General features: G+C 37.5%; 23 protein-coding genes. 6 read left to right on the top strand and 17 right to left on the bottom strand.

Going from position 1 to position 22,148, the window contains the following annotated elements; all coding sequences use genetic code 11:
- Positions 1-129 precede the first annotated feature (129 nt).
- The gene (locus tag BK574_RS21265; RefSeq protein WP_420796974.1) at positions 130-723 is read left to right on the top strand and encodes a biotin transporter BioY; all 594 of its coding nucleotides are present in this window, start codon (positions 130-132) and stop codon (positions 721-723) included.
- Between the two features lie 233 nt (positions 724-956).
- Here the strand turns inward: BK574_RS21265 and BK574_RS21260 are convergent, their stop codons facing one another.
- From BK574_RS21260 to BK574_RS21230, 7 genes are all read right to left on the bottom strand, one after another.
- The gene (locus tag BK574_RS21260; RefSeq protein WP_078430009.1) at positions 957-1,586 is read right to left on the bottom strand and encodes a hypothetical protein; all 630 of its coding nucleotides are present in this window, start codon (positions 1,584-1,586) and stop codon (positions 957-959) included.
- A gap of 103 nt (positions 1,587-1,689) precedes the next feature.
- Positions 1,690-3,012: a Na+/H+ antiporter family protein gene (locus BK574_RS21255; RefSeq protein ID WP_078430008.1), complete on the bottom strand. Its 1,323-nt coding sequence runs from the start codon at positions 3,010-3,012 to the stop codon at positions 1,690-1,692.
- A gap of 1,271 nt (positions 3,013-4,283) precedes the next feature.
- Complete coding sequence (dctP, locus tag BK574_RS21250) at positions 4,284-5,345, bottom strand: TRAP transporter substrate-binding protein DctP (protein ID WP_078430007.1); 1,062 nt, start codon at positions 5,343-5,345, stop codon at positions 4,284-4,286.
- A gap of 35 nt (positions 5,346-5,380) precedes the next feature.
- Positions 5,381-6,658 (bottom strand): TRAP transporter large permease, encoded by a 1,278-nt coding sequence (locus BK574_RS21245; RefSeq protein WP_075387871.1) that lies wholly within the window; start codon positions 6,656-6,658, stop codon positions 5,381-5,383.
- Between the two features lie 49 nt (positions 6,659-6,707).
- Complete coding sequence (locus BK574_RS21240) at positions 6,708-7,229, bottom strand: TRAP transporter small permease (protein WP_075387870.1); 522 nt, start codon at positions 7,227-7,229, stop codon at positions 6,708-6,710.
- A 278-nt stretch (positions 7,230-7,507) separates the two neighbouring features.
- Entirely contained in the window at positions 7,508-9,004 is a 1,497-nt protein-coding gene (locus BK574_RS21235; protein ID WP_078430006.1) for a leucyl aminopeptidase, read from the bottom strand.
- Between the two features lie 71 nt (positions 9,005-9,075).
- Positions 9,076-9,459: a DUF309 domain-containing protein gene (locus tag BK574_RS21230; RefSeq protein WP_078430005.1), complete on the bottom strand. Its 384-nt coding sequence runs from the start codon at positions 9,457-9,459 to the stop codon at positions 9,076-9,078.
- A 187-nt stretch (positions 9,460-9,646) separates the two neighbouring features.
- On the opposite strand from BK574_RS21230, the gene BK574_RS21225 reads away from it, so the two are divergent.
- Together BK574_RS21225 and BK574_RS21220 are read left to right on the top strand one after the other, a co-directional pair.
- The gene (locus BK574_RS21225) at positions 9,647-10,120 is read left to right on the top strand and encodes a divergent PAP2 family protein (RefSeq protein ID WP_075387867.1); all 474 of its coding nucleotides are present in this window, start codon (positions 9,647-9,649) and stop codon (positions 10,118-10,120) included.
- Between the two features lie 101 nt (positions 10,121-10,221).
- Positions 10,222-11,043, top strand: coding sequence for a cobalamin-binding protein (locus BK574_RS21220; RefSeq protein WP_078430004.1), 822 nt, complete (start codon positions 10,222-10,224; stop codon positions 11,041-11,043).
- 310 nt (positions 11,044-11,353) lie between these two features.
- Here BK574_RS21220 and BK574_RS21215 read toward each other — a convergent pair whose 3' ends face one another.
- The 4 genes from BK574_RS21215 to BK574_RS21205 form a co-directional block, all read right to left on the bottom strand.
- Positions 11,354-12,037: a 3D domain-containing protein gene (locus BK574_RS21215; RefSeq protein ID WP_078430003.1), complete on the bottom strand. Its 684-nt coding sequence runs from the start codon at positions 12,035-12,037 to the stop codon at positions 11,354-11,356.
- A 371-nt stretch (positions 12,038-12,408) separates the two neighbouring features.
- Positions 12,409-12,726 (bottom strand): YuiB family protein, encoded by a 318-nt coding sequence (locus BK574_RS21210; protein WP_075387937.1) that lies wholly within the window; start codon positions 12,724-12,726, stop codon positions 12,409-12,411.
- A 247-nt stretch (positions 12,727-12,973) separates the two neighbouring features.
- Positions 12,974-13,129 (bottom strand): YuiA family protein, encoded by a 156-nt coding sequence (locus BK574_RS27680; protein WP_158211713.1) that lies wholly within the window; start codon positions 13,127-13,129, stop codon positions 12,974-12,976.
- 326 nt (positions 13,130-13,455) lie between these two features.
- Positions 13,456-14,655: an NAD(P)/FAD-dependent oxidoreductase gene (locus BK574_RS21205; RefSeq protein ID WP_238458067.1), complete on the bottom strand. Its 1,200-nt coding sequence runs from the start codon at positions 14,653-14,655 to the stop codon at positions 13,456-13,458.
- Positions 14,656-15,042: 387 nt separating this feature from the next.
- Here BK574_RS21205 and BK574_RS21200 point away from each other — a divergent pair, with 387 nt between their 5' ends.
- Positions 15,043-16,035, top strand: a complete 993-nt coding sequence (locus tag BK574_RS21200) for an NAD(P)/FAD-dependent oxidoreductase (protein WP_078430001.1) — start codon at positions 15,043-15,045, stop codon at positions 16,033-16,035.
- Between the two features lie 275 nt (positions 16,036-16,310).
- Positions 16,311-16,976, top strand: a complete 666-nt coding sequence (locus BK574_RS21195; protein ID WP_078430000.1) for a hypothetical protein — start codon at positions 16,311-16,313, stop codon at positions 16,974-16,976.
- 88 nt (positions 16,977-17,064) lie between these two features.
- Here the strand turns inward: BK574_RS21195 and BK574_RS21190 are convergent, their stop codons facing one another.
- The 3 genes from BK574_RS21190 to BK574_RS21180 form a co-directional block, all read right to left on the bottom strand.
- On the bottom strand, positions 17,065-17,439 hold the full coding sequence (locus BK574_RS21190; RefSeq protein ID WP_078429999.1) for a hypothetical protein: 375 nt from the start codon (positions 17,437-17,439) through the stop codon (positions 17,065-17,067).
- A gap of 463 nt (positions 17,440-17,902) precedes the next feature.
- Entirely contained in the window at positions 17,903-18,256 is a 354-nt protein-coding gene (locus tag BK574_RS21185) for a HesB/IscA family protein (protein WP_078429998.1), read from the bottom strand.
- 70 nt (positions 18,257-18,326) lie between these two features.
- Positions 18,327-18,512 carry a Spo0E family sporulation regulatory protein-aspartic acid phosphatase gene (locus BK574_RS21180; RefSeq protein WP_238457594.1) on the bottom strand — a complete coding sequence of 62 codons (186 nt, stop codon included), beginning with the start codon at positions 18,510-18,512 and terminating at the stop codon, positions 18,327-18,329.
- A 497-nt stretch (positions 18,513-19,009) separates the two neighbouring features.
- Here BK574_RS21180 and mqnE point away from each other — a divergent pair, with 497 nt between their 5' ends.
- Entirely contained in the window at positions 19,010-20,104 is a 1,095-nt protein-coding gene (gene mqnE / locus BK574_RS21175; RefSeq protein ID WP_078429997.1) for an aminofutalosine synthase MqnE, read from the top strand.
- A gap of 422 nt (positions 20,105-20,526) precedes the next feature.
- On the opposite strand, the gene dapF is transcribed toward mqnE, so the two are convergent.
- The 3 genes from dapF to BK574_RS21160 form a co-directional block, all read right to left on the bottom strand.
- Positions 20,527-21,375 (bottom strand): diaminopimelate epimerase, encoded by an 849-nt coding sequence (dapF, locus tag BK574_RS21170; RefSeq protein ID WP_078429996.1) that lies wholly within the window; start codon positions 21,373-21,375, stop codon positions 20,527-20,529.
- A gap of 9 nt (positions 21,376-21,384) precedes the next feature.
- Complete coding sequence (locus BK574_RS21165; protein ID WP_078429995.1) at positions 21,385-21,624, bottom strand: hypothetical protein; 240 nt, start codon at positions 21,622-21,624, stop codon at positions 21,385-21,387.
- Between the two features lie 90 nt (positions 21,625-21,714).
- Positions 21,715-21,951 (bottom strand): YuzB family protein, encoded by a 237-nt coding sequence (locus tag BK574_RS21160; RefSeq protein WP_078430937.1) that lies wholly within the window; start codon positions 21,949-21,951, stop codon positions 21,715-21,717.
- Between the last annotated feature and the right edge of the window lie 197 nt (positions 21,952-22,148).

The raw sequence follows: 22,148 nt of genomic DNA, 5'->3' as shown, positions 1-22,148 counted from the left end.
ATTGTAAAGAACTGTGCATTAGTTAACTAAAATATAAATAAAGTTAACTATAATAGAAACTTTATATTGACACTCTTTAGTCTATTAAATATGATAATGTTAACTAATATTAAAACAGAGGTGAACATATTGACGACGAAACCGAAATTTAAGACGATTGACTTAGTGATGGTCCCATTATTCGTAGCTTTAATGGCGATTGGTGCAAACGTAACATCATTTCTAGTTATTGGGGGTGTTCCGATTACTCTCCAAGCCCTATTTGCGATTATGGCTGGTGCTTTATTAGGAAGTAAACTAGGTGCAACCTCGATGATTGTTTATCTATTAGTCGGCTTAGTAGGTGCCCCCATTTTTGCTCAATTTAAAGGTGGACTAAGTACGCTCGTTTCACCGACATTTGGATTTCTGTTATCATTTATCCTTATCGCTTTTGTTGCAGGCAAAATTGTCGAAAAGTCGAGCATCGCTTCTTTGAAAACATTTTTAATCGCTAGTTACACAGGACTGGTCATAACGTACGTACTCGGCACCAACTATATGTATTTTGCTTATACTACGATCGCTCAAGCTCCAGAGGGATTCACGTATGGAATGGCTTGGGGATGGATGATTGCACCACTCATTAAAGATATCATCGTGGCTGCGATTGGTGCTGTTATTTGCGAACGGGTCTACCACGCGACACGAAAAAACGCAGCAAAATACACTGTTGCTTCTTAGAAATAATCCTACAACAAAGAAGCACTAACTGTTGATAAAATCATTTTGGACGTGAAATTGTTAAAAACGAACAAAAAACTTAATATTTCTTTAAAGGAAAAGTTAAAAAAAAAAGAAAACCAATATAATAGACTTGTTATGGTCTAAAATTTGGTTTTCTTTTTTTGGTGTTGGTTACGAAGTTGGTCTTCAGGTTAAAAAGTTTATTAAAACTGCCATCTGTTTAAAAAGCTTTAAGAAGCCACATCGCCTTTTCCAATTTGAAAAGAATCCAATAAATATCCGCTGGAGTCTTTTACAAATGTAAAGCATACTGTAAGGACATCATTGGCTGGATAACCGTACCTAGTATACTGATCTGCGGTTCCATACTCTTCCAGATTATAAAACTCGATATTGATATTTTCCCCTGTTACGGTTAACCGATCTCCATATTCTTCAAAGAGAAGCTCTTCTTGAGAAATTAACCTTAGCCCTGGATTAAGTATCGTTTCTCTCACCGTTTCATAATACCCATTTGTAACGTTAATTGTTGATTGATAAACATTTGATTCTTTTATGTACATTTGAAATGGCTCCTTATAAACGAGCATTTCATCGTTATCATCAAATATTCTTTCAACCATATACTGCAGCCCATTTTCTGTTACTTTTCCATCGAGAAGCCTTTCAATATCTTCTACCTTATGAAACTGTTCATTATAAAACAATTCCCCATACGGACTGTGATTTTGAAAAAGCTTAGAGGATGTCGCAAAAATTTCGTTTAACTGATAGAAGATTCCTCTTTCATCGATCGATGAACACCCACTAATGACGAGGAAAAGCAATATAATAAAACCACCCTTTATTCTATACACCATACGCATTCTCCTTACCTCGAATACTTATATTATATAGACGCTTTTCCCCATGATTAGGTTTCAAAAACTTACAAATTTCTGCTAATTTTTTTAAAATGCCCAACTAAAGGACCATTGCTGCAATCCAACCAAAAACGAGTAATGGAATATTAAAGTGAATAAATGTAGGGACACACGTATCCCAAATATGATCATGTTGTCCGTCTGCATTTAACCCTGCTGTAGGACCAAGTGTACTATCTGAAGCTGGGGCCCCCGCATCACCTAATGCTCCAGCTGTTCCAATCAATGCAATAATCGCAAGTGGACTAAAACCTACTGCTGCACCTAATGGAACGAAAATCGCTGCAATGATCGGTATAGTTGAAAAAGATGAGCCAATCCCCATCGTAATAAAAAGTCCAACAAGTAACATTAATAATGCCGCTAATGCCTGGTTTTGACCTATAACGCCCGCCACTTGTTCGACTAAAGCATCTACATGACCTGTTTCGCGAATAACTGCTGCAAATCCAGATGCAGAAAGCATAACAAAGCCGATAAACGCCATCATTTTCATACCATTCGTAACAAGTTCATCCGACTCTGTCCATTTTATAGTGCCACTTAAATAAATGACAATTAATCCTGCTAAGGCTGAAACAATCATTGATTTGGTAATCAGTTGCACAATTAATGTAATGATAATAGCAAGGATAGCGAAAATAACGGAACGCTTTGTAAACGCCTTTTCTGAAATGTTTGTTTCTCTCATTAACTCTTTTGTTTCATAGTTTCGCTGTTTACGATACGTAATAAACACTGCGATAAGTAATCCAATAACCAAACCGAAAACAGGTAACAACAAGGCTGCAGGAATATCAGCTCGATTTATCACAAGCCCACTTTCTGCCATATTTGTTTCTACAATATCATGGTAGATCGCCCCGAATCCATAGGGAAGTAAAATATATGGTGTCGTTAAACCAAACGTAATGATTGTAGCAATCGCACGGCGGTCCACCCCTAATTCATTTAAGATTTTTAAGATCGGTGGAATTAAGATCGGAATAAAAGCGATATGAATTGGTACTACATTTTGTGAAAAACAAGAGATTGTTAATATGATAATAAAAATTAGTGCTTTTGATAATGCTCTCTTGCGACTGTCGCCCTCTTTACCTACGATAGCTAATGCTAGCTTTACGATCACATCAGGTAACCCCGTTCGACTTATGGCGACGGCGAATCCACCTAACAAAGCATAACTTAGCGCTACATTTGCACTGCCACCTAGCCCATTTGTAAACACATCAATCGTATCAGTTAAACCTAGGCCACCAACAACTCCACCAGCCAATGCACCAATGACTAGGGCAATAACGACGTGAACACGAACTAAGCTTAACACTAGCATAATAAGTACTGCGATGATAACTGCATTCATTATAAAATCCTCCTTACAACACTAAACGCTTTAGTATATTAAACAATTAATATACTAAAGCTATCATTCTCTTTTTATGAAGTCAATGTAATATTCTTCTAAAATAGTATACCCTTAGATAAAAATCGCACTTTTGGAGTTGAACGGATTATAGTTTGAAGAGGGGGCGTGGTTCTATACGGTTACGGTGATATGCTAGTTTTTTTCTTCTTGCGTGTTTTAAGGGTGCTCCATAGTTCCCACTCCCTTCTCATTTCCTTCTCCACGGGCATCATGAACGCTCCATAGTTACCGTTCTCTCATCATTTCTTCTCTCGCGGGCATTATGAACGCTCCATAGTTCCCGTTCTCTCATTTTTTCTTCTCTCGCGGGCATTATGAACGCTCCATAGTTCCCGTTCTCTCATTTTTTCTTCTCTCGCGGGCATTATGAACGCTCTATAGTTACCGTTCTCTCATCTTTTCTTCTCTCGCGGGCATTATGAACGCTCTATAGTTACCGCTCTCTCTTCTTTTCTTCTCTCGCGGGCATCATAAACGCTCTATAGTTACCGTTCTCTCATTTTTTCTTCTCTCGCGGGCATTATGAACGCTCCATAGTTCCCGTTCTCTCATTTTTTCTTCTCTCGCGGGCATTATGAACGCTCCATAGTTCCCGTTCTCTCATTTTTTCTTCTCTCGCGGGCATTATAAACGCTCTATAGTTACCGTTCTCTCATTTTTTCTTCTCTCGTGGGCATTATAAACGCTCCATAGTTACCGTTCTCTCATTTTTTCTTCTCTCGCGGGCATCATAAACGCTCTATAGTTACCGTTCTCTCATCTTTTCTTCTCTCGCGGGCATTATGAACGCTCTATAGTTACCGTTCTCTCATTTTTTCTTCTCTCGCGGGCATTATGAACGCTCCATAGTTCCCGTTCTCTCATTTTTTCTTCTCTCGCGGGCATTATGAACGCTCTATAGTTCCCGTTCTCTCATTTTTTCTTCTCTCGCGGGCATTATGAACGCTCCATAGTTCCCGTTCTCTCATCATTTCTTCTCTCGCGGGCATCATGAACGCTCTATAGTTACCGTTTTCTCTTCATTTCTTCTCTCGCGGGCACTATGAACGCTCTATAGTTACCGTTCTCTCATTTTTTCTTCTCTCGCGGGCACTATAAATGCTCAATTTCTTCAAGCTCCCTGTTTACAACAAAAAAAGACTGACTCGCAGCATCCGCCTCCATAACAGCGGTAGTGGCTAAACTTGAGTCAGTCTTTTCGTTATTATTTATTCTGCTGCTTTGATTTCAGCTTGAAGCATTTCTACAATTAGTTTCCCGTCTTCTCCAACTTCATTAAGGAAAGATTCGTGAACTGGCATCGCTAGCTCTCTGAATGCATCTCTTTCCGCTTCCGTTAGCTCAATTACTTCTGTTGGATATTGTTCATTATCAACAATTTCATCAAGTAATTCTTCATTTAAACGCTCCTGAAGCTCAAAGCCAACAGGTCGCATCTCTTCAACCGTTTCATCGATCAGTGCACGAATGTCATCTGGTAAACCATAATAGAAATCAGGATTTACTGTTGTCATTGCGACATAAATATTATGTCTTGAAATCGTCATATGACTCTGTACTTCATGGAATGAAGCATCCTCAATAAAGAAGATTGGATTTTCTTGACCATCCACCATATTACGATTTAATGCATCGTGTAATTCAGCCCAACTTAACGCTGTTGGGTCAGCACCGTACGCTTCATATGATTTAATAATTAACGGTGATTCTTGTGTTCTCATTTTAAAACCGTTGAAATCTTCTGGTGTACGTAACTCGCGGTTCCCCGTCCACTGCATCGCCCCTTCCGTCCAGAATGCAAGTGGTAAAATATTATGTTCTTCATATTTATTTGCAAGGTGAACGTTTAACGCTTCACTAGTATTTAAAACGTGTTGGTTTAATTCCATATCATCTGAAAATAAGAATTGAAGAGCGAACAATTGACCTTCATCAACCATTGTACCTGTAAATCCTGGTGATACGATTGCAAATTCGATAATACCACTTTGAAGTTGTTCTACTTGGTCGACTTCACTACCAAGTCCACCAAATTCATATACATCGATGTTAATTCGTCCATCTGATTTTTCATGAAGACGATCCGCGAACTCCTGTGCATATTCAAATTGCACTTGACCTTCTGTTTCTTCCGTCGCAAACATCCAATTGTACGTTTCTTCTCCATCTACCTCGCCACCATCTGCTTCCTCACTTCCACATGCTGCAAGAATGACACTCATCACGATGGTAAACGTAAGTAACATGAACTTTTTTTCTTTAAAAAACATCAAATACCCCCTGTTTTTTTATATGAAATTCTCTTTTACATAAAGTAACGATAGAAAAGAGAAATTTCTTCAAACAATATAATTAAAATCGAGGCAATCACGAGCATAACAATATAAGGCGGTGTTCCTCGAATTACATCTAAATAAGATTTGTTAAAAACTGCACTAGCGGTAAAAATATCAACCCCAAATGGTGGTGTCGCCGAACCTAAAGCCGCTTGGAACGTAATAACTACCCCTAGATGGATCGGATCAACTCCAGCCTGCATCGCAATCGGAAAGAATATCGGTGTTAATATAACGATAACGACGATTGGATCGACAAACATACAGCCAATAAAGAAAAAGATCGCGACAATAAATAACACCGTAAGTGCTGAGGGATCGCCACCCATTACATTGTTGGCTACCATTTGCGGAATTCGTGCATAAGATATGACATATGAAAATGCTTGACCCGCAGCAACAAGAATAAATACAGCTGATGTAACAAGCCCCGTTGATAAGGCAATTTTCGGAATATCTGTAATTTTTACTGTTCTGAAGATGAGTACTTCTAAAATGATTGCATATAGAACTGAGATCCCTGCTGCTTCCGTTGGACTGAAAATTCCCGAGTAGATCCCACCAATGATAATGACAGGAAACCCTAATGGGAGTAACGCTTTTCGTGTAAACGTAAGTCTTTGTTTCCATGAAACTTTCTCGACCGTTGGGATCTTTTTGATTCTTGCATAAATATAGCTGTACACAGCGAACATGATGAAAACTAATATTGCAGGTCCAATCCCTGCCATAAATAATTCACTAACGGAAACACTTGAAGCTGAAAGTGCATAAATAATCATTGCAATACTCGGTGGCACTAATAAAGCTAAGTCACTTGAATTTATGATAAGAGCGATCGCATTTGAATCTTTATAACCTACCGAACGTAAACGTTCGCGCATCGGTTTACCAATTGCCACAACTGTTGCCTGTGTGGAACCAGAAATCGAACCAAATAATGTGCATGCTGCAGCGGTAGTAATCGCATAACCGCCTTTAAGATGTCCAATAAACGCACCAACAAAATCTAGTAGCCGTTTCGATGTTTTTCCCGTGGACATAATGTCTGCTGCAAAGATAAACAGCGGAACCGCTAATAGAACATAAGCAGAAATTCCTTGAATCATTTGTTGAATGAGAAATATCGGGTCGATGTTGGGGAGAAAAAATAAGACAACGATAAGTGGCGCTACAATTAAAGGTATTAACATCGGAAAACCTAGCACTAAAAATATAACCATTATCGTCATTAGAGTTGCTACCATAGTTGTCCCTCTCTATTCTTTTTTTTCATAGATTAAAAGGATTGAACACTCAATTTTCCGAGTAATCCTTTTTCTCAGTTGCTAAATACACCTCTTTTTCTTTTATGTTGATCCACATATTCCGTAAAAATTGTATTCCTCCTAAGGTTAACCCGAGTGGTATAAAGGTGAGTAAAATCCATACAGGAATTTGTAAAGCAATCGTTACTCTCCCTCTCTCAAATACGGAATACATATAGCCATACGCGTAGTAAGCTAGGACAAATAAAATAATCGCTGTCACTGCTGGAATAAATATCGCAAGGGCTTTCCTAATCTTTGGCGGTGCGATATCAAAAAACGCTGACATACTAATGTGTCGACCTTTTCTAGCTGCATAGCTGATGCCCATAAATGTCGCAAGGATCACCGCAAACTCACTAATCTCTCCTGCAAAAGCCCAACTTTTTCCTGTGAGTGCTCGACTTAGTACATTACCGACAACCATCACAGAAATGAGGATGACCGAATAACTTAAGATCACTTCTTCGACTTTCATAATTCCACGGTCGACTTTTTGAATAATATTCAACTAGTTAAGCCTCCTCGTTATGTATTCTAAGTTGTCTGAAAACAAGACATACAATAATGATACTGGGATTATTTTTCCAACTCAACCAGCTAAAATTGGCGGATACCTTGATGAGTAAGCATATATTATGTTCAAGTACACTGACCCATATTATGTATAGTAATCCTCTAGTCTCCTTACATATGTGGCGAAATCCTCCAAAAACGCCATTTGAATTCCGAAAATCCAAAAAGCCAGACCCCTTCATCTACTAAAGGGGCCTAGCTTCATATTTCCTTCTATTTATCAAATTGTTCAGCGAGGGTCGCTAAAGTACGAGCCATCGCTCCTGTACCACCTTTTGGTCCTGTTTCTGTCCCTTTTGAGCTCCAAGCTGTTCCCGCAATATCAAGGTGCACCCAAGGCGTATCACCTGCAAATTCACCAATGAACAATCCAGCCGTAATACTTCCACCTGGACGGCCAGGAGAATTATTCAAATCAGCGACGTCACTCGTTTGCAACATTTTTCGGTACGGTTCAAAGCTAGGTAATCTCCATACCCACTCGCCTGAGTCGTAAGCTGAATACAGTAGCTTTTCCATAAGTTCTTCGTTGTTCGTCACAGCTCCTGTCGTATATTCACCTAACGCAATGATCACAGCTCCTGTTAGAGTCGCAACATCCACTAAATAGCTCGCACCTAAGTGTTTCGCATAAGTAACGCCATCAGCCAAAATTAAACGTCCTTCTGCATCCGTGTTTCTTACTTCGATTGTTTTCCCACTTAATGAAGTAATGACGTCCCCTGGCTTCATCGCTAAACCATTGAGTAAATTTTCTGATGAAGGAATAACAGCAAGAACGTTCGTTTCTGGTTTCATCTGTCCGATAATATCCATCGCTCCAAGAACTGCAGCTGCCCCGCCCATATCCATCTTCATTTCATGCATATTGGCACCTGGTTTAATACTGATACCTCCCGAATCGAAGGTCAGACCTTTACCTACAAATGCTAAAACATCGTTCCACTCTTTCTTCCCTTGGTATTTCATGACAATCATCTTCGGTGGTTGTTCACTGCCTTGAGCGACAGCAAGGAGAGCACCCATCCCTAGCTTCTCCATGTCTTCACGCTCTAAAATATCAATTTCCATACCATGTCGTTCGGCAATTTCTTTAGCACTTTCCGCTAAATCGGTCGGTGTTAGTAAGTTACCTGGTGTATTCACTAATGCCCTAGCTAAGTTGGTTCCACCTCCATACACCTTTCCAGCGTGTAACTCTTCTAGTAATGGTTGCTCTGAGCCATTCGTAAAAATGGTGACTCGTTCTAAAGACTTTTCGACTTGATTATCTTTTTCTTTATAATGAGCGACTTTGTAACTTGTTAGTTCAATGGCTTCAGAAAGCAGGTAACCATAGTGCTCCTCGTTTTCTTCATGTACAAACGAATCTAATATCACAGCCACACTTTGTAGTTGATCGGCATGAATTTTTTTACTTAAAGTCGCGAAGGCGCTACGAATTTGCTCATCGTCTATCTCAGACCTTTTCCCAACACCTACGATATAAACCTTTTTCGCTTTAAGCTTACCTAAGGTATGAAATGAAAAGACACTTTTAAACTTGCCATGAAATCGAGCTTCTTTTAACATCTGTTTAAGCGTCCCGTCTATGGATGCGTCTACCTCATTTAAACTCTCTGGCCAATGTTTATCATCTTCAAACAAGGCTATAAAAATCCCATCTACTTCTTCATTTTTCCAATTTTTTAATTCTACTACGTTATACATTATTTGCCCCCTTCACCTATTTCTTCTATTATAACGATTAGTCTATATTATTTCGAGTATCGAATTTAATTTCACTCTTGTAAAAAAAGAGCGAGTTGAGGAAGTTTCGGTAACTCATTTACTCGTTCAAACGGGACGCGATCGATGTCCTGTGGTATAATGGACAAGCACAATTTAATAAATTGATCAATTTCTTCCAGATCGACACCCCAGTAATAAGGTCTATACGGTTGTATATAGTGGAGCCCCGCAGACATCATGAGTCTGGCTCCTTTTACATTTCCATACTCATAATGATAGATGGCGACGGTCATTTGTAACATCCCTTTAAGAAAATAGTTACTTTTATCCGTCATCCAAATTTCTTCTAATAAGTCGTGACATGTGTAGTAGTCACCTTCATTGAAGTTCACAAAGAATTCATAGTATTCCAGTGGATACAACGGTTCATCCAATATATTTCACCTCTCTACAGGTTACAAATGACAAATAATCAGGAATAGAAAGTATGTCAGCTCACTGAAAACATAAACTAAGTCTACTCTTAATGCAAATATAAAGAATTTATTGTACGTATGCAAAACAAAACAATCCAGATTTTTTTGAACGACCTCTTACTATAGAAAGGACGAACATAGAACAATGGAGATTTTTCAAAACTTCCCTTTATGGGCTGCACTCATAGCGATCGGTTTCGCTCAATTTATCAAAGTACCTCTAGCTTTTATTCCAACGCGAAAATTTGACTGGAGGCTCCTAACAAGTACAGGTGGAATGCCAAGTTCTCATTCAGCTGCTGTTACTGCTTTAGCGACAGCCATTGCCCTTGAATATGGATTTAACTCACCTCTTTTTGCGATCTCGACTGTATTCGGGATTATCGTGATGTTTGATGCAACAGGGATTAGAAGACACGCAGGCTATCATGCGACCGTCCTCAATCAACTCATGGCTGATTTTAATAAGCTTGTCCATGAAGTGAAATCATGGCCTAAGATGGAAGAAAAAGAAAAAAGAGAAGAATTAAAAGAACTTTTAGGTCATCAACCGATAGAAGTATTTTTTGGTGGATTATTAGGAATTGTCTTAACACTTTTTCTTCATGCAGTGTTATAGTAAATGTAGAGAAAACCTTCATGCCGAAGGTTTTTCTTTATGCCTTCCCAGCCTACAGAGTAAATATAAATAATGATATAAAATCACGAGGAGGAATGATGATGAAAATTATTTCCATTTGTCCTAGTAATACAGAGTTACTTGGGTATCTAGGGCTTGATCAACAACTGATTGCTATTGATGATTATTCGGACTGGCCAGAATCAGTTCAATCCTTGCCACGTCTTGGCCCTGACTTAAATATCGATATGGATAAGCTAGCCGCTTTTGAACCTGACCTTGTTTTAGCGTCATTGAGTGTACCTGGAATGGAAAAAAATATCGAACGATTAAAAGAACGCAATATTCCCCACATCGTTCTTAACCCTAATTCGATTAAAGAAATTTGTGCAGACCTTCTAAAAGTAGGAGAATTAACGGGATTAATAGATCACGCTAAAAAAGTCGTCCAACGCATCGAAACCTTAATTGAAGAATATCGTGCCATTAGCAAAGAAATTGTAGACAAACCTCGTTTATATTGGGAATGGTGGCCAAAACCTGTCTTCACCCCAGGAAAAACAAACTGGCTTACTGAAATAAGTGATTTAGCTGGTGGATTTAACGTATTTTCTGATATTGAAAAAGCAAGTGTCCAAACCGATTGGGATGATGTCATCCAGAGAAAACCTGACCATATATGCCTCGTTTGGGTAGGTGTGGAACAGGATAAAGTAAAACCCGAAATTGTTAAAAAGCGACCTGGATGGAATGAGTTTGCACCGATAGTAAATGGAAACTTACACGTATTAGATGAACCGCTTTTCTGTCGTCCATCGCCACGTCTATTAGTAGGCTTACAAAAGATTGCTGCATTATTACATCCAGATAAATACCCTTTGTTTGAAGGTAAAGATCCATTGTTAGATTCAAAGGTTCAATAAAGTGAAATTTCCATCAGTGAGGGGTTTTCCTCTCCCCCCAATGATGGATAGTTGAGGCCCACAACGATGTGGGTCACACATACGTTGGGATAAATGTTTTTCTAAAAAGTACGCCTTTCAAATAAAACAGCAAAGAGACTGATTCCATGTGTACGTACCTCTTGTGCAAATCAAGTAGGAAATACTAGACATATTAGCGTTTCCTAATGGTGCGTGACACTTTTTAAATCAGTCTCTTCATTGTTTGTAGATGATTAAATCATTTATTGTTTTTTCGGAAAGAATTATTTCAACCACTTTTTTCTTACAGTTAGAATAACAGTTGCCTACGAAATACTTGAACGGTTTCGTTCTCATTTAAGTCATTAAGGTCTTGTTCAGATAATCTTCCATTTCCTTCTTTCACAACGAAAACTTCGACTTCCTGTTTACCCCATTTCTCAAATACTTCTGCTACAGTGTCATAATATAGATCAATTTTGTTGCCTTTAATCGCAGATCCAGTATCCGCAACTACACCGTATCCATATCCTGGGATATATAAAATACTCCCAATCGGAAAAGTACGTGGATCAGCTGCAATCGTAGAATATAAATCCCTGCGTACTTGTACTCCAGAATATGTAATACCGTAACTTGGATGCCCAGGATTTTTTCCAGTTGATTCATAACCTGCTGTATAGCCTGTTGCAACCACCTTTTTTGAAGGGTAACGTTCCCAATCGACGGCGTCATTTAAAGATAATGGTTGTGCGTCAGCTGGAAGTGTTTTTGCTTCATTTTTATGTTGTATCATCGGTAATTCTTTTGACATTAAGTTACTATCCTTCAATCTACTCTCATTTACACTGAGTGGCTCAAACAACCCAAACTTTGTCCAACTCGACCATTCTTCCTCATTCACACCAGTGACCGTCTGATAAGTTGTGAAAAATGCAAAACAAAACATTAAAGTCATGGTTATTCTGCGAAATGTATTTTTCGCAACTTCCATTTCCTTCACTCCTCTCACTGACTAAGCATCTCCAGTTTGAACAAAATTATTCAAAAAAGAGGAAGAAGTAAATTGGTTATTTGACTTTTCTGATTATTTATGCGTTTCTAAGTACTCTAAAAAAGTGAAGCTTCCATCAGTAAGGGTTTTTCTCTTCCCCACTGACGGTAAGTTGAGGCCACACGATGTGGGTCACCACAGACGTTACCACTGGACCTGGCGTATTTAGCCTGTGTTCAAATCCCCTACTTATCCTTCTTATGATTCCTCGAAGTCTTAAAGTGGGGGGATTACTGCTAGTTGTTGCGGGATAAAAAGAAAAAAGCGTAATGGGGTAAACATCCCATTACGCTTCTATATCATGCAATTCATTAAAACATTCGGTATCCTTTTGAGCGGAGTAATCGGATAACAACACCAGATAAAACAGCACCCAACATACCGCTTGACAAAATAATGATATCCGCAGGTTTAAGTGAAATTAAATCAGAACCAAGTGCTTGAAACGAAGCAATTGGAGCCGTAAAATATTCCATTAACCCGACGTTATCTACAATTAAAATTACAACAATTGGATAAATAATGGCCATTACCCACGTCGCTCTTAAAATCATGTTTAATAAAAAACCAATTCCAAAAAATAATATTAAAAATAACAATACCGATATAATTAAAACGGGTAAACCCATAAGGAAATCCACTAACTTGCACCCCCAAATAGAAAAGCACCTTCACTTTATCATGAAGTTATACATAATACTACAAAGGTTAGTTTACTTAATCTACGTACATGCGTCAATATAGAATACTTGAACGACTGGTGAACATTTTAAAAAGAAGTTACGATTTCTTTTCAGTCTAGAGACCAAAGCATATAAGAACAGCAAAAATAGTTATCTTTGGAAGCTTGTTAAAAAAACAAAAAAAAACGTAGTATTATGAAACTACGCTTTTCTCAACTTTCTTATTCAATTCTCCATGACCTGAGCAAACTTCACACGTTTCACTTCCACCTAAATACAATTCGAAATAACCGACTCCATTACAATATGGGCATTGACCATCTTTGAGAATAATTTGTTTTTTCTTCATGTGAGAAACCCCCTTATGATATTTCTGAAGTTTCAGATAATTTTATCAATTATTACTCAAAAATGCAAAAGAGAAAAACAGGTTGTTTTATGCCATGTAAGCGCAATCAAATTAATTTATCTTTAAATTTCACTTTTTATTGCAGAATTAGTAATTCAATTCAGTTTTTTATAAAATGACTACACTATCTTGAAATCACTGATGTGAAAAGGTTGTGCTTTAAAGAAATGCAAAAAGAGGCATTCAAGTATGTAAGCTCTGTTTCTAAGAATTTTTGAAGAAAAAAGCTGACTTCTTAATGTAAAGTCAGCTTTTGAATAATCTGCTTATAGTGGGTTTTTGCCCTTTTTCAGTACAAGTGGTGTTCCTCCTAGCATATATAAGTAACGATTATCGATCATCTTCTTCATAAAGTTCGCGGAAGAACCATAAAGCTTACGATCAAACACGATACCAATTGCTTCCTTACCACCTAATGACGCAACTGTACCTTTAATTTCTGGCTTAAAACCTTTCGTTGGTGCGTTATGAATTAGCGCTTTTAGGTTAGAAGCACATACTGCGGCTTGTTGCATCGCAATTTGGGCAGTTGGAGGATATGGACGATTAATTTCTTCATTAATAATTAATGCACAATCTCCAATAATAAAGATGTTATCATGACCTGGTGCACGAAGATCAGGATCGACTTTTACGCGACCACGCATGTTTTCAAAGCCTGCTTTTTCAATAAGTGCGTTACCACGTACACCCGTTGCCCAAACTACAGTCTCTGCTTTAATCTCATTGCCATCAGCTAAAAGTACACCGTGCTCAGTTACTTCTTTAATTGGGCAACTAATCTTAAACTCAACTCCACGGCTCTCTAATAAGTTCATTGCGTACTCGACTAACTCTGGATCAAATCCAGGTAAAGCCGTTGGTGCAGCTTCAATCACATACATTTTGACCTTTTCACGTGGCACATCATATGCAGCACATAATTCTGGAACACGTTCTGATAATTCACCGATAAATTCAATACCTGTGAAGCCAGCCCCAGCTACAACAAATGTTAACAACTCATTACGTTTTTCGTCTTCGTTATTGTAAATTGAAAACATATACTCAATATGGTCTCTCACTTGACGAGCACCGTTAACCGTCCACTTGCTAAATGCGTGTTCGAAAACACCTGGGACGCCAAACGTTTCAGGTTCAGAACCTAATGCAACGACCAAATAGTCATAATCAAGTTCACTATTTTCAAGAATTACTTTTTTCTCGTCCTTTTTAATATCCACAACAACATCTTTTATAAAGTGAATTTTACTTAAATTTAATACCTCACTAATTTTCATACGTGTTTTTTCAGGGTCCATAGTACCAGCAGCTGGCTCATGTAACCATGTTGTTTGATAGTGGTAATCATGTTTATTAACTAACGTAATATCTGCCTCATTATAACCTAGCTCCTTCGAAAGGCGTGAAGCTGTAATCATTCCCCCGTAACCTGCACCTAAAATAACGATTTTTGGCTTTTTCAACTTAATCACTTCCATTTTCTTTTTAGTTAAATACTATCCGATGAACCTACTAGTTTGTGATTTACTTCACGTAAAAATATAAAATGTTATAAAATATTACAAAAAGGTATAGATAAATTCCCAAAATAGTCACAAATCACATCTTTAATGATATTGGTTTTCTTCATATTTTTCAACCGTCTTTTTTATAATTTCTTCTTAAATCCGTACGTTTATTCTTGTATTTATATGGAATGTAAGGTTTTATAAAGTTACGATATTATCTTACGCGTTGGAAAAACTACTCTAATACAGATAATTTCACATTATTCCTTTAAATTGCTCCATATTACGTCTATAATATTAAATGAACAGTTAAAATATTTCGAAAATAGTGGAGGTGCTTATATGACAAAAGAACGCTCAGTTTATGATATAACGATTGTCGGCGGTGGGCCAGTCGGATTGTTTACGGCGTTTTATGGTGGAATGCGACAAGCAAAGGTAAAAATTATCGAAAGTATGCCTCAACTAGGTGGTCAACTTTCTGCATTATATCCAGAAAAATACATATATGACGTAGCAGGCTTCCCTAAAGTCCGTGCACAAGAGCTTGTAGATAACTTAAAAGAACAAATGAAGAAATTTAATCCAACCATTGTTTTAGAACAATCTGTAAAAAAATTAGAGAAACAAGATGGTCAAGTCTTTAAAATTCAAACGAATAAAGAAGAACATTTTTCAAAAGCAATTATTATTACAGCTGGCGCAGGTGCCTTCCAGCCTCGCCGCCTTGATATAGCGGGTGCAGAAAAGTATGAAGGAAAGAACCTCCATTATTTCGTTAACGACTTAAGTATTTTTGCTGGGCAAAATGTTCTAGTTTGTGGTGGTGGTGACTCTGCTGTCGACTGGGCACTTATGTTAGAACCGATTGCTAATAACGTAAAACTCGTTCATCGCCGTGATAAATTTAGAGCACACGAGCATAGTGTAGAACTTCTAAATCAATCCAAGGTCGATATTCAAACGCCATATGCCATTAAAGATTTAATTGGAGATGGTGAGAAAATTACTCAAGTCGTCCTCGAAGAAGTAAGGGGAGAAAAGGAAGTTACCGTTGACGTCGATGCTGTTGTCATAAACTATGGTTTCGTCTCTTCCCTAGGCCCGATTAAGGAATGGGGGCTTGAAATTCAAAAAAACTCGATTATCGTAAATTCAAAAATGGAAACGAATATTAATGGGATTTATGCTGCGGGTGATATCGCAACCTATCCTGGAAAAGTCAAATTAATTGCTGTCGGTTTTGGTGAGGCACCAACGGCAGTCAATAATGCAAAATCATACATGGACCCTGAAGCAAGACTTCAACCTGGTCACAGTTCAAGTATGTTTTAGATTTCAGAGATAAGAATTCCTCTTAAAGGGCACATGGAATAGAGCCATCTGTAGGAGATAAAGGAAACACGAGGTTGGCTAATCTTCTACCCTAGGTTTATGCTACCTAAAATACAATACATTTAAAGGCTGAATTTATGTTCAGCCTTTTTTATTTTATACGATATCGCATAAATGTATGGTTTTCTTTCTATAATAAATGCCCACCAATCACAAATTCAAATAAACCCAATATGATACATAAAAGGAATAAAAACTAGATAGAGGTGTTTTAATTGAATTCATTTTATTTTGAGAAAAATCACAAATCAAAATCTCATTGTAAAAAAACTCCCCATGCCAAAAAGAAAGATGATAAAACCTTATTTACTGATTTTGATAAAGATCAAAATACAAGCCGTACGATCCCAGCTGTAAATTGTCCCACTCCTGCTAATCCAATTGCTAAAGTAGAAATTTGTACCGATGAGAAAAAAGATAAAGTGCTGCTCCATGCTACAGTTGAATGGAAAGTACCCGAACTCCTATCCATCAGTGCATGTTTCTCTGATTTGGGGTCAACGAGTACTGGGCTTTTTGGAGTACCTGTCACGTTCCGAATTTGGAGAATCTGTGATGATGAAACCCCTCAAATTATTTTTGAGACAACAGACACCTCTTCTCCATCAACAGCTACATTAACAAGTTGTCCTAAAGATGAATGGGAGGATGCAGCCACCTGCTCCCCTGGATTTCAAGTCACGACACTTTCTTTAACACCAGGAGCCAGTACGACGACAACTCATTTTCATTGGGTTGACCAAAACCCATGCTGTGGACTAAACCGCTATTACTTAACCGTTGACCTAGGTCCAATCCCCAAAGACATTTGTGACCCTCAAGTCCCGATCAAGGTCGATTCACGTGTTTTTACAGCAGCTAAGTTTAGTGATGTGTGCTAAATAATTATGGGATAGATTAGGGACTACACTAGCCTATCCCTTTTATTCTTTCTAATGTGTCATTACTATAGCTAATAATCGTAACACCTTATTCAATATACGGTCCGAGCTGATGACATGCAATATCTCGATATGTTTGCGGACTTTTTTCTGCTTCAGGAACATACGTAACTCTAACAGTTGCACAACACGTTTTTTTATTTATATTCGTTAGAGTAATCGTAGCTACTACTGGAAAATCAGGGTGAACTGGATCATCAGAATTGACTCTAAATGCTCTTCCATTAATCACTAAGCTTTGAAATTCAACTGGAGTTTCTCCTATAAAGCGTTCACAAAAACAACCACAGGTCTTCTTTTCTTCCTTGTGTTTTGGTCTATGAGTATCATGATGAGGACGTAGAGGCTTAATTGGATTATGACACCCACAAACGTTATGTGATGGTGATTTATAATAACTCATTTACCTTCCCCCTTCTCCTTTTGATGACCTTTACTTTCATCATTACTATACTTTATGCATCAAATATTAGTGCGTATAGAGTAATGACTATTCCGAGTATTATTAGAATTTGCTAGCTAAAGAGAGTGCTCGTTAGTTCAATAAAAATAGGCGAAAGTACTAAATATGAAAAAAAAACCTTTAATACACCACTTAAATGAGGAAATAACAACTACAAATTCAAAAAAGCCCAAAACTTTGAATCACACAAAATACTTTGTAATCATTAAATATACTTTAGGTCTCTATAGCTCTCTCATTTTCAAACATAAGAAAAAGCACTTCGTAACATATCAAAAATACGTTAGAAAGTGCTTAACATGTCTTTACACAAAAATATATGAGCGTAGACAAAATAGCTTATTTTACTATAAATCGTAATATTTTTGCTTAATTTTAGATAAAATAAACGATCAGTTTCTGATTAACAATCTTCAGGTTTTCCAGCATTTTCAGCTGTTCTAAACGAAGAGCCACAGCCACATGATGCGATGGCATTTGGATTTTCAATGGTAAATCCTCCGCCCATCATATTTTGTTTGAAATCAATCACAACACCATTTAATACAGGTGCACTTTCCTGATCGACCAAAACTTCTAGACCGTCATAATCTAACTTCTGATCGCCCTCTTGCACTTCTTTATCAAAGCCCATGCCGTATGAAAGACCGCTACAACCGCCACCTTTAACACCGATCCTAAGCTTCAAACCTTGCTCTTCTTCTTCATTTAACATTTCTTTAATACGGGCAATTGCTGACTCAGTAATTGTTATCATTGAAATTCCCTCCTCTACTACATCTTATTTTACTACCTATACATATTGTTCTCAAGGAAGGACGTTTTCTTTACTGTCCTAACAAAAAAAACTCTTTTTTTTGCTTACTTAATATTTCGTTATGTTTTTCATCTAGTTTCTGGCTGTATTCTAATACAAGTGGGTGGTTAAATCCATATAATAGTGCTGTTGAAACCATTTTTTCTCTTAATACTTCAATTTTCGAAAGGCATTCTTCACAACATATTCTCTCCAAACCACTCACCCCCAACCGTCGCCTAATGGACAAAGATCCCTGTTCTCTTTTTTAAATGGACGACCTTATATTTTATTTTATCAAAAACTCCCATTCTTTACAAAAATAAAATAGCTAATCAACCGCTCTTTTTGTGAATATTTTAAGAAAATTACAGTTTTTTACTACGATACTATTAGTTTTCCCATTTCCGTAAATTGCTAAACCACAAATCTAGTATTTACAATTCTTCTCACTTTATTTTTTTTGTTTTTTTCTGATAGTATAATAGAAGAACATTTGTTTACACATGAACAACGACTTATTTTTAATAACCGTGGTAGATAAGATATTCACTACACTTGGGCGTTAATGATTTCGGTGGTACAATAAATATGTAAAATAACGAATTCATTATATCTCAGTGATATTGTCTACACCTTGAACGTAACTAATTTTTTTGATTTTGTATCCATATTTAACTCGTTAAAATAATTGAAATGAAAAGAGGTAATGTAATGTCTACGCTGACTCTTGATAAACGGATGCAAGAGATTGCAAACAAAATACAAAATGGTGAACGTCTCTCAATTGAAGATGGTCTCTATTTATACGACACACCAGATTTATTGTCTGTTGCACAATTTGCAAATGACGTAAATTATAGAAAGAACGGAAAAAATGTTTACTTTATTGAAAATATGTATATTAACCCAACAAACGTCTGTGAAGCAAGCTGTAGCTTCTGTGGCTTTAAACGTAAGCCAGGTGAAGAAGGCGCATATACAATGGATGAGGAAGCATTGCTAAAATATGTTAGTGATCGCTGGAACAATAATATTCGTGAATTCCACATTGTTGGTGGTCATAATCATGAAGTACCGTTTGATTACTATTTGGATACGATTCGTACGTTAAAGAAACATTATCCACAAGCAACGGTTAAGGCCTACACAGGTGCGGAGATTGAATTTTTCTCAAGAATTGCTGGCATTTCAATGAAAGAAGTGCTTGAAGAATTAATTAAAGCTGGATTAGATACATTGCCAGGTGGTGGCGCTGAAATTTTAACAGAACGCTATCGTGAAAAAATGAGTCCTGATAAAGCCTCTACTGACCAATGGTTAGAAGCGCATGAAATTGCTCATGGTCTTGGATTAAAGACACACGCAACTATGCTATACGGTTCAATTGAGTCAAAGGAAGAACGTTTAATTCATATGGATCGTTTGCGTCAATTACAAGACCGTACGAATGGTTATATGGTCTTTATTCCACTTGCGATGCAACCGAAATCCATTAATGCAGGATTAAAACGTCGTACTTCTGCTTTTGATGATATGAGAACTGTAGCGATTAGCCGACTGATGTTGGACAACTTCGATCATATTAAAGCGTATTGGATTAATATCGGCGTTCAACTAACACAAATGGCGCTAACATTCGGTTCCGATGATATCCACGGTACTTTAATCGAAGAACGCATCTCGCACTCCGTTGGAGCGTTAACATCAGCAGGAATTACTCGTGATGAATTAATTCACCTTATCAAAACAGCAGGAAGAACACCTGTCGAGAGAGACACTTTCTATAACATCATAAAAGAATATTAATTAAAAGAAAAGCGGAAGGCACTTGCTTAGCCCCGACAAGCAAATGTTCGGGCAGACACAAGTCGCTTTTTGACTTTTATCCTGACAGGTTATTTGACCTCGAGGAGCTGGGGACTACAGCTAGACATAGAAAAGCGAAAGTCCCCTGCTAGCTCCGACAAGCAAATGTTCTGGCAGGTAAAAGTCCGCTTTTTGACTTTTATCCTGACAGGTTATTTGACCTCGAGGAGCTGGGGACTACAGCTAGACATAGAAAAGCGAAAGTCCCCTGCTAGCTCCGACAAGCAAATGTTCTGGCAGACGGAAGTCCGCTTGAAATACACTTAGCGTTCTACATCACAAAAGTCGCATGGGAATTTATCTCCTATGCGACTTTTCATGATTTAAAAGGACTTAAGTTCCTTTATTTTGTTAAGCTCTGCTTATTTTCGAAAATATTCTCCTGTACAAACCGTTTCTGCTGCGCCTGTCATCAGCACATCGCCATCAACAGTCCATGTGATTTTTAAATCGCCCCCGAGCAGGTGAACTATAATCTCTTTCCCCTTCTCCACTTTCTCATTTAATACAGCGGCGACAACTGCAGCACATGCACCCGTTCCACATGCTTGCGTAATTCCTGAGCCTCTTTCCCACACACGAAAATGTAATTCATCCGCATTAACTGCTTCTACAAACTCCACATTAACCCATTCTGGAAAAATTTCATCTTTTTCTAATACAGGACCTAATGTTTCTACAGGTGCCTCATCAATTTGATCTACAAAAAATACAGCATGCGGGTTCCCCATCGATACAGCTGTCATTTCAAGTGAATATCCATTGCGCTCAAGCGGTTCGGCAATCACTTGCTCCTCAGGGTTTCCAGTCATCGGTAAGTCTTTTCGCTGGAGTCTAGGTTGTCCCATATTAACCGTTACTTCTTTTACTTGGTTATCTGAAACATGAACCGTTGCTTCGACTAAACCACCAAGTGTTTCGATTTGAAACGTTGGTTCTTTTACATATCCATGTTCATAAGCAAATTTAGCCACACATCGCAGACCATTTCCACAATTTTTGGCTTCAGATCCATCATTATTGAACACGCGCATCTTAACTGGAGCTACTTCAGACGGACAAACGAGAATCATTCCATCCGAACCAATTCCTTTATTTTTATCAGCAACTTCGATTGCTAATTGTGGCAATTCTTCCTCTTTAAGGACTTCTTGAAACAAATCAACGTAAATATAGCTATTCCCAAGACCATGCATTTTTGTAAATTTCATATACCTTCCTCACTTTCTTAACTTCTCATCCGTCCAAAAATAGTCATCATCGGCTTCTAAGATCGTCATTTTATGATTACAGCAAGGCATTACGACAATTGTCTTAATGCTTTCTTTTGCTCTTTGCAAATCTCTTGCTTTTAAATGAATGAGCACATTTTCTGCTTCACAATAAGGACACTCACTTAAATAAATATCATTCATGATTTTTTCATACGGCCATGTATTTTCAAAAGGAATTACATCCATCAAAAAAACTCCTTTTTTTCAAGTATGGAACTACTTTCATATTGTCATAATAAAATAAGCCTGCTCCTCGAAAAGAGAGCTGGCATATTTTTAAAACATTGGATTTTCTTCAATATATACATAGATGTTTTGTACTAATTTATCTGTTGAATCCCCGTATACAAATTCTCCATTTACTAGAGCAAAATGTGATACTGCACATTGCCCACAATGTCCTAGACACCCATATTCAATCACATCTAAATTAGGATCTCTTTCTAATTCTTCTTTTGCCTTTTGACTTCCACTTGCTAGATTACTCAGGCAAAATTCTACAATCGGTTTAATCACGATGGTCACCTCTATTTCTCACTCTGCCATTTTTCTATCCCTTTATGATAAACATTTATTTATTCTTAGCACCAATTGAACGGAATAAACACCAACATTTACGAAAACAGCTATATTATAAAATCAATTTTAACACGTTTGCAAAGAAAATACTCAAATATTCTCACATTATGTCTTCTAAAATTTTTTTCACA

It is taken from the genome of Alkalihalobacterium alkalinitrilicum (genome assembly GCF_002019605.1).
Taxonomy (GTDB): Bacteria; Bacillota; Bacilli; order Bacillales; family Bacillaceae_F; genus Alkalihalobacterium; species Alkalihalobacterium alkalinitrilicum.
The sequence above is the reverse complement of the archived record's forward strand: the minus strand, read 5'-3'. Positions and strand labels throughout refer to the sequence as shown.

Coding starts and splice junctions, on each gene's coding strand:
- BK574_RS21260 (WP_078430009.1), bottom strand. CDS start 1,586: ATGGTGTATAGAATAAAGGGTGGTTTTATTATATTGCTTTTCCTCGTC.
- BK574_RS21255 (WP_078430008.1), bottom strand. CDS start 3,012: ATGAATGCAGTTATCATCGCAGTACTTATTATGCTAGTGTTAAGCTTA.
- dctP (WP_078430007.1), bottom strand. CDS start 5,345: ATGTTTTTTAAAGAAAAAAAGTTCATGTTACTTACGTTTACCATCGTG.
- BK574_RS21245 (WP_075387871.1), bottom strand. CDS start 6,658: ATGGTAGCAACTCTAATGACGATAATGGTTATATTTTTAGTGCTAGGT.
- BK574_RS21235 (WP_078430006.1), bottom strand. CDS start 9,004: ATGTATAACGTAGTAGAATTAAAAAATTGGAAAAATGAAGAAGTAGAT.
- BK574_RS21225 (WP_075387867.1), top strand. CDS start 9,647: ATGGAGATTTTTCAAAACTTCCCTTTATGGGCTGCACTCATAGCGATC.
- BK574_RS21220 (WP_078430004.1), top strand. CDS start 10,222: ATGAAAATTATTTCCATTTGTCCTAGTAATACAGAGTTACTTGGGTAT.
- BK574_RS21215 (WP_078430003.1), bottom strand. CDS start 12,037: ATGGAAGTTGCGAAAAATACATTTCGCAGAATAACCATGACTTTAATG.
- BK574_RS21210 (WP_075387937.1), bottom strand. CDS start 12,726: ATGGGTTTACCCGTTTTAATTATATCGGTATTGTTATTTTTAATATTA.
- BK574_RS27680 (WP_158211713.1), bottom strand. CDS start 13,129: ATGAAGAAAAAACAAATTATTCTCAAAGATGGTCAATGCCCATATTGT.
- BK574_RS21200 (WP_078430001.1), top strand. CDS start 15,043: ATGACAAAAGAACGCTCAGTTTATGATATAACGATTGTCGGCGGTGGG.
- BK574_RS21190 (WP_078429999.1), bottom strand. CDS start 17,439: ATGAGTTATTATAAATCACCATCACATAACGTTTGTGGGTGTCATAAT.
- BK574_RS21185 (WP_078429998.1), bottom strand. CDS start 18,256: ATGATAACAATTACTGAGTCAGCAATTGCCCGTATTAAAGAAATGTTA.
- mqnE (WP_078429997.1), top strand. CDS start 19,010: ATGTCTACGCTGACTCTTGATAAACGGATGCAAGAGATTGCAAACAAA.
- dapF (WP_078429996.1), bottom strand. CDS start 21,375: ATGAAATTTACAAAAATGCATGGTCTTGGGAATAGCTATATTTACGTT.
- BK574_RS21165 (WP_078429995.1), bottom strand. CDS start 21,624: ATGGATGTAATTCCTTTTGAAAATACATGGCCGTATGAAAAAATCATG.